General features: G+C 64.0%; 10 protein-coding genes. All 10 read left to right on the forward strand.

The window, feature by feature from the left end; all coding sequences use genetic code 11:
- The first annotated feature begins 6 nt into the window (after positions 1-6).
- The 10 genes from leuB (at position 7) to BW992_RS16155 (ending at position 11,807) form a co-directional block, all read left to right on the forward strand.
- The gene (gene leuB, locus BW992_RS16110; protein WP_072458160.1) at positions 7-1,089 is read left to right on the forward strand and encodes a 3-isopropylmalate dehydrogenase; all 1,083 of its coding nucleotides are present in this window, start codon (positions 7-9) and stop codon (positions 1,087-1,089) included.
- Between the two features lie 54 nt (positions 1,090-1,143).
- The gene (gene asd, locus BW992_RS16115) at positions 1,144-2,256 is read left to right on the forward strand and encodes an aspartate-semialdehyde dehydrogenase (protein WP_072392264.1); all 1,113 of its coding nucleotides are present in this window, start codon (positions 1,144-1,146) and stop codon (positions 2,254-2,256) included.
- Positions 2,257-2,437: 181 nt separating this feature from the next.
- Positions 2,438-3,448, forward strand: a complete 1,011-nt coding sequence (locus BW992_RS16120) for an aspartate-semialdehyde dehydrogenase (RefSeq protein WP_072430686.1) — start codon at positions 2,438-2,440, stop codon at positions 3,446-3,448.
- Positions 3,449-3,658: 210 nt separating this feature from the next.
- On the forward strand, positions 3,659-6,274 hold the full coding sequence (locus BW992_RS16125; RefSeq protein WP_076406576.1) for a FimV/HubP family polar landmark protein: 2,616 nt from the start codon (positions 3,659-3,661) through the stop codon (positions 6,272-6,274).
- Between the two features lie 204 nt (positions 6,275-6,478).
- Positions 6,479-7,303: a tRNA pseudouridine(38-40) synthase TruA gene (truA, locus tag BW992_RS16130; protein ID WP_072392273.1), complete on the forward strand. Its 825-nt coding sequence runs from the start codon at positions 6,479-6,481 to the stop codon at positions 7,301-7,303.
- Between the two features lie 64 nt (positions 7,304-7,367).
- Entirely contained in the window at positions 7,368-8,000 is a 633-nt protein-coding gene (locus BW992_RS16135) for a phosphoribosylanthranilate isomerase (RefSeq protein ID WP_072430684.1), read from the forward strand.
- A gap of 255 nt (positions 8,001-8,255) precedes the next feature.
- A complete protein-coding gene (gene accD / locus BW992_RS16140) occupies positions 8,256-9,176 on the forward strand; it encodes an acetyl-CoA carboxylase, carboxyltransferase subunit beta (protein ID WP_053154736.1) in 921 nt (306 codons plus the stop codon).
- Entirely contained in the window at positions 9,173-10,480 is a 1,308-nt protein-coding gene (folC, locus tag BW992_RS16145; protein WP_072392280.1) for a bifunctional tetrahydrofolate synthase/dihydrofolate synthase, read from the forward strand. Before accD ends, folC begins: the two co-directional genes overlap by 4 nt.
- Positions 10,464-11,147: an SPOR domain-containing protein gene (locus BW992_RS16150; RefSeq protein WP_072430682.1), complete on the forward strand. Its 684-nt coding sequence runs from the start codon at positions 10,464-10,466 to the stop codon at positions 11,145-11,147. The genes folC and BW992_RS16150 overlap by 17 nt, the downstream gene beginning before the upstream one ends.
- A 99-nt stretch (positions 11,148-11,246) precedes the next feature.
- Positions 11,247-11,807 (forward strand): CvpA family protein, encoded by a 561-nt coding sequence (locus BW992_RS16155; protein ID WP_072392287.1) that lies wholly within the window; start codon positions 11,247-11,249, stop codon positions 11,805-11,807.
- The last annotated feature ends 19 nt before the right edge of the window (positions 11,808-11,826 follow it).

An 11,826-nucleotide genomic window follows, 5' to 3' on the forward strand; every position in this document is an offset into this window, starting at 1 on the left:
GAATACATGAGCAAGCAGATTCTGATTCTCCCTGGTGATGGCATTGGCCCGGAAATCATGGCCGAAGCGGTCAAGGTCCTGGAGCTGGCGAACGACAAGTACGGCCTGGGCTTCGAGCTCAGCCACGACGTGATCGGCGGCGCTGCCATCGACAAGCACGGCGTGCCCCTGGCCGATGAGACCCTGGATCGTGCCCGTGCCGCCGATGCCGTGCTGCTGGGTGCCGTGGGCGGCCCGAAATGGGACAGGATCGAGCGCGATATCCGTCCGGAACGCGGCCTGCTGAAGATTCGTGCGCAACTGGGCCTGTTCGGCAACCTGCGTCCTGCGATTCTCTACCCGCAACTGGCCGATGCTTCGAGCCTGAAGCCGGAAATCGTCTCGGGCCTGGACATCCTCATCGTCCGTGAGCTGACCGGTGGTATCTACTTCGGCGCCCCGCGTGGCACCCGTGATCTGGATAATGGCGAGCGCCAGGCCTACGACACCTTGCCGTACAGCGAGAGTGAAATCCGCCGTATCGCCCGGGTCGGTTTCGACATGGCCCGGGTGCGTGGCAGGAAACTGTGTTCGGTGGACAAGGCCAACGTCCTGGCTTCCAGCCAACTGTGGCGCGAAGTGGTAGAGCAGGTGGCCAAGGATTATCCAGACGTCGAGCTGAGCCATATGTACGTGGATAACGCCGCCATGCAACTGGTGCGTGCGCCCAAGCAGTTCGATGTGATCGTCACCGACAATATGTTCGGTGACATCCTGTCCGACGAAGCGTCGATGCTCACCGGTTCCATCGGCATGCTGCCGTCGGCGTCCCTGGATGCCAACAACAAGGGCATGTACGAGCCATGCCACGGCTCGGCGCCGGACATCGCCGGGCAGGGCATCGCCAACCCGTTGGCGACCATCCTGTCGGTGTCGATGATGCTGCGCTACAGCTTCAACCTCCATGACGCGGCGCACGCGATCGAGCAGGCCGTCAGCGTGGTGTTGGACCAGGGCTTGCGCACCGGCGACATCTGGTCGGACGGTTGTACCAAAGTCGGTACCCGGCAAATGGGCGATGCAGTAGTCGCCGCGCTGCGGAATCTGTAATCTTTCGGGCCCACCGCCAAGACGGTGGCCCACTTTTGTATAGGTGTAGTTGCGATGAAACGTGTAGGTCTGATCGGTTGGCGCGGCATGGTCGGTTCCGTGCTCATGCAGCGAATGCTGGAAGAGCAGGATTTCGATCTCATCGAACCGGTGTTTTTCACCACCTCCAATGTCGGTGGCCAAGGCCCGTCCGTGGGCAAGGATACCGGTGCGCTCAAGGATGCCTACAGCATTGAGGAGCTCAAGACCCTCGACGTGATCCTGACGTGTCAGGGCGGCGACTACACCAGCGAAGTCTTCCCCAAGCTGCGCGAAGCCGGCTGGCAGGGCTACTGGATCGACGCCGCTTCGAGCCTGCGCATGCAGGACGATGCCGTCATCATCCTCGACCCGGTGAACCGCAAGGTCATCGACCAGCAACTGGACGCGGGCACCAAGAACTACATCGGCGGCAACTGCACCGTCAGCCTGATGCTGATGGGCCTGGGCGGCCTGTTCGAAGCCGGCCTGGTGGAGTGGATGAGCGCCATGACCTACCAGGCGGCCTCCGGTGCCGGCGCGCAGAACATGCGCGAGCTGATCAAGCAGATGGGCGCGACCCACGCCGCCGTCGCCGATGACCTGGCCAACCCGGCCAGCGCCATCCTCGACATCGACCGCAAGGTTGCCGAGGCGATGCGCAGCGACGCGTACCCGACCGAAAACTTTGGCGTGCCGCTGGCCGGCAGCCTGATCCCGTGGATCGACAAGGAACTGCCTAACGGCCAGAGCCGCGAAGAGTGGAAGGCCCAGGCTGAAACCAACAAGATCCTGGGGCGCTTCAAGAGCCCGATCCCGGTGGACGGCATCTGCGTGCGCATCGGTGCCATGCGTTGCCACAGCCAGGCGCTGACCATCAAGCTGAACAAGGACGTGCCGATCGCCGACATCGAAGGGCTGATCAGCCAGCACAACCCTTGGGTGAAGCTGGTGCCGAACAACCGCGAAGCCAGCATGCAGGAGCTGAGCCCGACCAAGGTCACCGGCACCCTGAACGTGCCGGTGGGCCGTTTGCGCAAGCTGAACATGGGCTCGCAGTTCGTCGGCGCCTTCACGGTCGGCGACCAGTTGCTCTGGGGCGCGGCCGAGCCGCTGCGCCGCATGCTGCGGATCCTGCTCGAACGTTGATCGGCCGCTGCTGTGAAAGAACCCGTGCCTTGTGAGAGGCGCGGGTTTTTTTTGGGAGACGGTTGTGTGTCAGGTCGCCCCATCGCGAGCAAGCCCAGGCACTGCAAGTCCGCCAGCCGATTGCCTGCATACCGGTCACCCGGTAAAGTGCCGCTCCCCCCGTTTTACCTGAGGTAGACCCATGAGCCAGTCCTTTGATATTGCCGTGATCGGCGCCACCGGTACTGTCGGCGAAACCCTCGTCCAGATTCTTGAAGAGCGGGATTTTCCCGTCGGCAACCTGCACCTGCTGGCCAGCAGCGAGTCGGCGGGAAGCTCGGTGATGTTCCGCGGTAAAAACGTGCGGGTGCGTGAGGTCGATGAGTTCGATTTCAGCAAGGTCCAGCTGGCCTTTTTTGCCGCGGGCCCGGCCGTGACCCTGAGCTTCGCCCCGCGGGCCACGGCTGCCGGGTGTGCATTGATCGACCTGTCTGGCGCCTTGCCTGCGGAACAGGCACCGCAGATCGTGCCAGAGGCCAACGCCCATGTCCTGGCCGGGCTGGGCAAGCCGTTGCAGGTCGCCAGCCCCAGCGCTTCGGCTACGGCGCTGGCGGTAGCGCTGGCCCCCTTGCGTGAATGCCTGGACCTGCAGCGCGTCAGCCTGACCGCCAGCCTCGCTGTATCCACCCAGGGACGCGTCGCCGTCACCGAGCTGGCGCGCCAGACCGCCGAGCTGCTCAACGCCCGCCCGCTGGAGCCCACGTTCTTCGATCGGCAGATGGCATTCAACCTGCTGGCCCAGGTCGGCACGCCGGACGAGCAGGGCCATACACCGCTGGAAAAACGCCTGGTGCATGAGCTGCGGCAGGTGCTGAATCAACATTTATTAAAGATTTCCGTTACTTGCATTCAAGCCCCGGTGTTTTTCGGCGATAGCTTTAGCGTGACCTTGCAGTCCACAGCGCCTGTCGACCTGGCGAAGGTCAACGCGGCCCTGGAAGCGGCGCCCGGCATCGAGCTGGTGGAGGCGGGCGATTATCCGACGCCTGTGGGTGACGCCGTGGGCCAGGATGTGGTTTATGTGGGGCGCGTGCGCCGCGGTATCGACGATCCGACGGAGCTCAATCTGTGGCTGACCACGGATAACGTGCGCAAGGGCGCGGCGCTCAACGCGGTGCAGGTGGCGGAGTTGTTGATAAAAGACCTGCTGTAAAAGATACTTGGCAACAATTTGTCGAATGATTCTAGCTGGGCGCTATGCTTGGCCAGAGTGATGAAGGCGAACCTTGCTCCCGGGGCATTCCCGGGCATGCGTGAAACGATCGCGCGCACCGTTGTTTCTGGGGGCAGTGCGCAAAGCCTCGTGGCGGCGACAACAATACCTTCTCGCTGGCCGAGGAATGTTCAAACAAAGGAAGAGGCTATGGTTCAAGTTCGCAAACTGGTGTTAGCAATAGCGGCCGCCTCGGCGCTGTCCTCCGGTATGGCGCAAGCGCTCGGGCTCGGGGAATTGACCCTGAAGTCGACGCCGAACCAGCCTCTGGTCGCCGAGATCGAGCTGCTCGATGTCCAGCAGCTGTCCGCTGCCGAAGTCGTACCGAGCCTGGCCTCGCCCGAAGACTTCGCCAAGGCCGGCATCGACCGCCAGGCTTTTCTCAACGACCTGACCTTCACCCCGGTGATCAACGCCAACGGCAAGAGCGTGCTGCGCGTGACCTCCAGCCGGCCGTTGTCCGAGCCGATGGTCAAGTTCCTGGTGCAGGTGATGTGGCCCAATGGGCGCCTGCTGCGCGACTACAGCGTCCTGCTCGACCCGTCCAAATTCTCGCCCCAGGCTGCCGAGGCGGCCCGACCGAAACCACCCCAGGTCATATCGACACCGGTGACCGGGGCTACCAAGCCATCCCAGTACACCACTACACCGCGCGATACCCTGTGGGAAATCGCCGCCAAGGCCCGTAACGGCGGCTCGATCCAGCAGACCATGCTGGCGATCCAGGCGCTGAACCCGAACGCATTCATCGATGGCAACATCAACCTGCTCAAGACCGGCCAGGTGCTGCGTCTGCCCGACCCTGTGCAAAGTACTGCCTTGCCGCAGCCCCAGGCCATCGCCGAAGTGGCGGCGCAGAATGCCGCCTGGCGCCAGGGCCGCCAAGGACGCCAGGGCGTGGCGGGTACTGGCCAGCAGCAACTGGACGCGACCCGGCGCGGCCGTGGCGAAGATGCGCCGGCCCAGGCTGCCGGTCGCGACAAGCTGAGCCTGGTGTCGGCCGAGTCCGCCAAGGCCGGGGCCAAGGGCAAGGGCGCCGCCGGGGATGCCCAGGCGCTGAGCAACAAACTCGCGATCACCCAGGAAAGCCTCGATTCGGCTCGCCGTGATAACGAAGAATTGAAAAGCCGCATGGCGGATCTGCAAAGCCAGTTGGACAAGCTGCAGCGCCTGATCGAACTGAAGAACGACCAGTTGGCCAAGATGCAGGCCGAAGGCGCCGCTGTGCCACCGGCTCCGGGATCGACCCCGGCGATGTCGGCGCAACTGACTCCGCCGCCGCCCTCGGCGCAAGCACCAGCCACTGTGCCCACACCCGCACCCCAGGCCACGCCGCAAACGCCTCCTGAAGCCTCGCCTGGAAGTACGTCGGAAGCGACGCCAGCGGCGACGTCGACCGAGCAGAAATACAACGACCTGCTGACCAACCCGATCCTGCTGGGGTTGATCGGTGGCGGCGTGGTGCTCCTGCTTTTGCTGCTGTTGCTGCTTGCCCGTCGTCGCAAGGCGCAACAGGAAGCCGAGAAACATTTGCGCATGGCCCGAGCCCTCGAGGAGGAGGCCGACTTCTCCCCGGAGCTCGATCTGCCCCCGAGCAGCTTCGAGGGCATTGAAGTTCCACCACCGAGCGTCAAACTCGAACCCAAGCCAGTACCTGCCCCGGCGCCCAAGCCGGCTCCGGTGGTCGCGCCTGTCGTGGTCACGCCGCCGATCGCCGCGCCACTGGTGGCTCCGGCCGCCGATCGTTTCGACGACGTTCTGCCACAGGCCCAGGCTCATATCGATCGTGGTCGCCTGAACCAGGCGGCCGACCTGCTCGAACAAGGCATCAAGGCCGAACCGCAACGCAGCGATCTGCGCCTGAAGCTGATGGAAGTCTATGGCCAGCAGGGCGACCGTGACGCGTTCGTCGCCCAGGAGCGCCAGTTGGTGGCCAATGGCGATAACTACGCCCAGGTCGAGCAGCTCAAGAGCCGCTTCCCGGCCATGGCGGTCGCCGCCGGTGCCGGCCTGGCCGCCGCCGCAGTGGCTGCGGAACTGGACGCGCAGTACGTCAAGGATCTGCTGGAAGACACGCCGCCCACCGACGAGGAGCTCGACAGCGCCTTCGACCTGAGCCTGGATGATCTTGAAGCCGCACCGGCGGCCACGCCGCAGCCCGAGCCGATTCCGGAGCTGGATGCATTCCCGACCGACGACGACCTGAGTTTCGAGTCGGTGCTCAAACAGCAGACCGAAGCCGCCGAAAGCCTGGACGACCTGTCGGAGTTCGACCTGGACCTGGGCGCCGATGCCCCGGCGCCAGCCTTGGCCGACGAAGATTTCCTGCTGGACCTGGACAATGATCTCAAGGACCTGGACGTGCCGGCAGCCGAGACGCCGGCCCTGGACGATACCCCGGCCGACGACCTGGAGTTGCCGGCGGATTTCGATCTGTCCCTGGCCGACGAAATGAATGCCGGCGAGGCGCCCAAGGATCCCTTCGAGTCCGAACTGGACGATGTCAACGCGGAGCTGGAACGTCTGTCCGACAGCCTGGGCCAGCCATCCTTCACGGCTGAAGACGCCCTGGCCAGCGCCGACGAGGAGCCGGACTTCGACTTCCTCAGCGGTACCGATGAAGTCGCCACCAAGCTCGACCTGGCCCAGGCCTACATCGATATGGGCGACAACGACGGCGCCCGGGACATCCTCGGTGAAGTCCTCAATGAAGGCGATGCCACCCAGAAGAGCGAAGCGCAGGAAATGTTGTCGCGCTTGGCGTGAGATGAGCGATAGACAACGACGGCAGCCGGTGAGGCTGCCGTTTTTGTTTGTGGTGGGAATTGGAGTTGGGCGCGATGGCTCCATCCTGCCACCATAGGATCGACGGTGGCACTGGCATCCCGCCCGGCCGGCCTTATAATGCCCGCCTTTGCGTACCTCAGCAGGCTGTAATTCTTGGCAAACATAGATAATCCGACCGCCGAAATGGCGGCCGACGGCTTTTTCCGGATCGCCCTGGGCGTTGAATACAAAGGTTCGCGCTACCGTGGCTGGCAGCGCCAGGCCTCCGGCGTGCCGACGGTCCAGGAAATCCTGGAAAACGCGCTTTCCAAGGTCGCCGATTCGCCTGTGGCGCTGCATTGCGCCGGTCGAACCGACGCCGGTGTGCACGCCTGTGGCCAGGTGGTGCATTTCGACACCCAGGCCGAGCGATCGATGAAAGCGTGGGTCATGGGCGCCAATATCAACCTGCCGCACGATATCAGCGTCAGTTGGGCCAAGGTGATGCCGGCGCACTTCCATGCGCGCTTCAAGGCCATCGCCCGGCGTTATCGCTACGTGATCTACAACGACCAGATCCGCCCGGCGCACCTGAACGAAGAAATCACCTGGAACCATCGTCCACTGGATGTCGAGCGCATGGCCGAGGCTGCGCAATACCTGGTGGGCGTTCACGATTTCAGCGCCTTCCGCGCCGGCCAGTGCCAGGCCAAATCGCCGATCAAGCAATTGCATCACCTGCGTGTGACCCGTCACGGCAAGATGATCGTACTCGACATCCGCGCCAGTGCGTTCCTGCACCACATGGTGCGCAACATCGCCGGCGTGCTGATGACCATCGGTGCCGGTGAGCGGCCGGTGGAGTGGATCAAGGAAGTGCTGGACAGCCGCATCCGCCGTTCCGGTGGGGTGACGGCGCATCCGTTCGGGCTGTATCTGGTGCAGGTCGAATATCACAGAGAGTTCGAGTTGCCGGAGCGTTACATCGGGCCGCATTTCCTCACGGGCTTCTCGGAACTCGACGGCTGACGCCCTCCGTTGCATTTGCTACCATCCGGAACTTTCACGGGATCTGCCTGAGGTTTTTCACGACATGTCAGCCGTTCGCAGCAAGATTTGCGGGATTACCCGGGTCGAGGACGCGCTGGCGGCGGTCGAGGCCGGCGCCGATGCCATCGGGCTGGTGTTCTACGCCAGGAGTCCCCGGGCGGTGACGGTGCAGCAGGCACGAGCGATCATCCGGGCCTTGCCCCCGTTCGTGACCCCTGTCGGCCTGTTCGTCAACGCCAGCCGTTGCGAACTGGGGGAGATCCTCGACGCGGTGCCGCTGGCGCTGTTGCAATTTCATGGCGACGAGACCCCCGAGGATTGCGAGGGCTGGAATCTTCCCTATATCAAGGCGCTGCGGGTCAAGGCCGGCGACGACATCGCGGCTGGGTGCGAGGCGTTTGCCGGGGCCAGCGGGATCCTGCTGGATACCTACGTGGAAGGCGTTCCCGGCGGTACCGGTGAGGCGTTCGACTGGTCCCTGGTGCCCCGGGGGCTGAGCAAGCCGATCATCCTGGCGGGGGGGCTGACGGCCGAGAACGTGGCCGAAGCCATTCGCCAGGTTCGCCCGTATGCGGTGGATGTGAGTGGCGGAGTGGAGCAGGCCAAGGGCATCAAGGACCCGGCCAGGATCCGGGCGTTCATGGCGGCTGTGCACAGCAGCCAGTCGCCAATGTGACGGCTGGCAGACTGCCGCCGTCCATACCTGCACTGTACAAGCAGGCAGGCGCCGCCTTCGGGTGGGCCGATAGCGTAGTGGCAGCCGCGGTGGAGCGGTTGCCGGAATGGCAGAGGAGGTTGGGCTGCACGCAGGTCATGTTTCGCGCTGACCGTGGTGGCTCCTCGAACCTCGCCGCACAATGAATTTAGCTCAAGGGCATACGCGGGGCCGCGAACCAGAGCGTTCGGGCCGCCGGTACTGGAGAAAGAAAGCATGAGCAACTGGTTGGTAGACAAACTGATCCCTTCGATCATGCGTTCCGAGGTGAAGAAAAGCTCGGTGCCTGAAGGTCTGTGGCACAAATGTCCATCCTGCGAGGCGGTGCTGTACCGCCCCGAGCTGGAAAAGACCCTGGACGTTTGCCCCAAGTGCAACCACCACATGCGCATCGGCGCACGTGCCCGTATCGATATTTTCCTGGATGCCGAAGGCCGTGTTGAGCTGGGCGCCGACCTGGAGCCCGTGGACCGCCTGAAATTCCGCGACGGCAAGAAATACAAGGATCGCCTGACCGCTGCCCAGAAGCAGACCGGCGAAAAGGATGCCCTGGTGTCCATGAGCGGTACCCTGCTGGGCATGCCGGTGGTGGTCTCGGCCTTCGAGTTCTCCTTCATGGGCGGTTCCATGGGCGCCATCGTCGGCGAGCGCTTTGTCCGCGCCGCCAACCATGCCCTGGAAAACCGTTGCCCGATGGTCTGCTTCTCCGCTTCTGGCGGCGCGCGGATGCAGGAAGCGCTGATTTCCCTGATGCAGATGGCCAAGACCTCCGCGGTGCTGGCGCGTCTGCGCGAAGAAGGCATTCCCTTCATCTCGGTGCTGACCGACCCGGTCTACGGCGGCGTTTCCGCCAGCCTGGCGATGCTGGGCGACGTAATCGTCGGCGAGCCGAAGGCCCTGATCGGCTTTGCCGGCCCGCGCGTCATCGAGCAGACCGTGCGTGAAAAACTGCCGGAAGGCTTCCAGCGCAGCGAGTTCCTGCTGGAGCACGGCGCCATCGACATGATCATCCATCGCCAGGAGCTGCGTCCGCGCCTGGGTAACCTGCTGGCGCAACTGATGGGCCTGCCGACGCCTAAGTATGTCGCCACGCCCATCGAGCCGATGGTCGTTCCACCGGCGCCTGCGGGCCTATGATCCAACGTACCCTGGGCGATTGGCTGGCCTATCTCGAGCAGCTGCACCCGTCGGCTATCGACATGGGGCTGGAGCGCTCGCAGGCCGTCATGTCCCGCATGGGGCTGGGCAAGCCGGCCCCCAGGGTCATCACTGTCACCGGTACCAACGGCAAGGGGTCGACCTGCGCCTTCATGGCCTCGCTGTTGCGGGCCCAGGGGCTGAGTGTCGGTGTGTACAGCTCGCCGCACCTGCTGCGTTACAACGAGCGGGTGCAGATCAACGGCGTCGAGGCTGGCGACGCCGAGCTGTGCGAGGCCTTCGTCGCGGTGGAAGCCGGGCGAGGCGAGATATCCCTGACCTATTTCGAGATGGGCACTCTTGCGGCGTTCTGGTTGTTCGCCCGTGCCGGTCTCGATGCCGTTGTGCTGGAAGTGGGCCTGGGAGGTCGCCTGGACGCCGTCAACCTGGTGGATCCAGACGTCGCGCTGGTGACCAGTATCGGCGTGGACCATGCCGATTACCTGGGCGACACCCGCGAATCCGTGGCTTTCGAAAAGGCCGGCATCTTCCGCCAGGGCGCGCCTGCGCTCTGCGGCGACCTCGATCCACCACAGCCATTGCTGGACAAGGCTCGGGAACTGGGCTGTCCGTTTTTTGTGCGTGGGCGCGATTTCGATCTGGCCACGACCGAGCAGCATTGGCAATGGCGTGGCAGCGATGCCCAGGGTAATCCGGTGGAGTTGCATGACCTGCCGCTGCTGGAGCTGCCAATGGAGAATGCCGCGCTGGCGCTCCAGGCCTACCGGTTGCTGGGGCTGCCCTGGGATGCCGGCCAGATCGTCAAGGCCTTGCAGGCGACCCGTGTCGTCGGCCGGCTCGATCGCCGCACGTTCGATTGGCAGGGCAAGCGCCTGAGCCTGCTGCTGGATGTCGGCCACAACCCCCATGCGGCGCACTACCTGGCCGAGCGCCTGGCTCATCGGCCTGTGGCGGGGCGGCGACTGGCGGTATTCGGGTTGTTGTCCGACAAGGATCTGGATGGCGTGGTCGAGGCGTTGAGTGCTAGTGTCCAGCATTGGGCAGTCGCGCCGCTGGACTCGCCGCGTTCGCGTCCGGCGGCACAATTGCAGGCGGCCTTGCAGGCGCGTGGCGCTTCGGTGGATGCTTATGCAAGCGTGGTCGCCGCGCTGGAAGGGCAGTGCGCCCTGGCGACCGCCGACGACGAAATCCTGGTGTTCGGATCATTTTTTTGTGTCGCCGAGGCCCTTCAATGGCTGAGCCGGCGCTCCACGGAGGAAGCTGCAGATGGCATTGCTGGATAAGGCATACAAGCAGCGCATGGTAGGGGCCCTGGTATTGGTGGCCCTGGCGGTGATTTTCCTGCCGATGCTGTTTTCCCGTCAGGACGAGCAGCGTCAGGTCACGGTCGATGCACCGGCCGCGCCCCAGGCGCCGGCGATGCCACCGGTGCAGGTCGAGCCGGTGACGGTGCCTGAGCCCCAGGCGCTGCCCCAGGAACCCGTTCCAAGCGATGAAGAACTGGCCGCGCAACCCGCGCCTGCGATGCCGATCACGCCCGCTCCAGCGGCTCCAGCGGCGCCGACCGCTGCACCGACTACATCGAGCAAGCCGTCTGTCGCAGCAGCGCCTGCGCCTGCTGCTCCGGCAGCCAAGCCGGCACCGAGCCAGCCGATCACCGCAGCGCCGACCAAGCCGGACACCACCCAAAGTCGCGTGGACGCCAACGGCCTGTCGGTCAGCTGGTCCGTGCAACTGGCCAGCCTGAGCAGTCGCGAGAGCGCCGAGAACCTGCAGAAATCCCTGCGCAGCCAGGGGTACAACGCCTATATCCGTTCCGCCGACGGCAAGAACCGGGTATTTGTCGGGCCGCTGATCGAGCGTGCCGAGGCCGATCGCCTGCGGGACTTGCTTGGCCGTCAGCAGAATCTCAAGGGGTTCGTGGTGCGTTTCCAGCCAGAGCGTGGTTGATCGCGGTTTGCCTGATTTGAATCACACTGACAATCGCAGCTTACCGACAGCCCTGCGCTCTGCTAAAATGCGCCGCCTTATCCGTCTGTAGGCTGCACCGTGCCATTTACCTGGGTTGACTGGGCGATCGTTGCAATCATCGCCATCTCCGCATTGATCAGTCTGAGTCGCGGCTTCGTCAAGGAAGCCCTCTCGCTGCTGACCTGGATCATCGCGGGGGTCGTGGCCTGGATGTTTGGTGGTTCGCTGTCCCAGTACCTTGCCGGATACATCGAAACTCCGTCGGCTCGCGTGATCGCGGGCTGTGCCATCTTGTTTATCGCCACCTTGCTGGTCGGCGCAATGATCAATTATCTGATCGGCGAACTGATTCGTGTCACCGGGCTTTCCGGGACCGACCGGTTCCTGGGCATGGCCTTTGGCGCGGCGCGTGGCGCCTTGCTGGTGGTCGTGGCCGTCGGGCTGCTGAGCCTGGGGCCGGTACAGCAGGATTCGTGGTGGCAGGAGTCCCGGCTCGTGCCACAATTTCTATTGGTCGCAGACTGGTCCAAGAACCTGATCCTGGGTTGGAGCAGTCAGTGGCTTGCCAGCGGTATCAGCGTACCCGCTGAAATACCGTTCAAGGAACAACTATTGCCGACGGCCAAAACGCCGCAGTGATCGTTGTTCAGTTCAGATC

It is taken from the genome of Pseudomonas sp. 7SR1 (assembly GCF_900156465.1).
GTDB lineage: Bacteria > Pseudomonadota > Gammaproteobacteria > Pseudomonadales > Pseudomonadaceae > Aquipseudomonas.

Coding starts and splice junctions, on each gene's coding strand:
- BW992_RS16135 (WP_072430684.1), top strand. CDS start 7,368: ATGTCAGCCGTTCGCAGCAAGATTTGCGGGATTACCCGGGTCGAGGAC.
- BW992_RS16125 (WP_076406576.1), top strand. CDS start 3,659: ATGGTTCAAGTTCGCAAACTGGTGTTAGCAATAGCGGCCGCCTCGGCG.
- leuB (WP_072458160.1), top strand. CDS start 7: ATGAGCAAGCAGATTCTGATTCTCCCTGGTGATGGCATTGGCCCGGAA.
- BW992_RS16150 (WP_072430682.1), top strand. CDS start 10,464: ATGGCATTGCTGGATAAGGCATACAAGCAGCGCATGGTAGGGGCCCTG.
- BW992_RS16120 (WP_072430686.1), top strand. CDS start 2,438: ATGAGCCAGTCCTTTGATATTGCCGTGATCGGCGCCACCGGTACTGTC.
- asd (WP_072392264.1), top strand. CDS start 1,144: ATGAAACGTGTAGGTCTGATCGGTTGGCGCGGCATGGTCGGTTCCGTG.
- truA (WP_072392273.1), top strand. CDS start 6,479: ATGGCGGCCGACGGCTTTTTCCGGATCGCCCTGGGCGTTGAATACAAA.
- folC (WP_072392280.1), top strand. CDS start 9,173: ATGATCCAACGTACCCTGGGCGATTGGCTGGCCTATCTCGAGCAGCTG.
- accD (WP_053154736.1), top strand. CDS start 8,256: ATGAGCAACTGGTTGGTAGACAAACTGATCCCTTCGATCATGCGTTCC.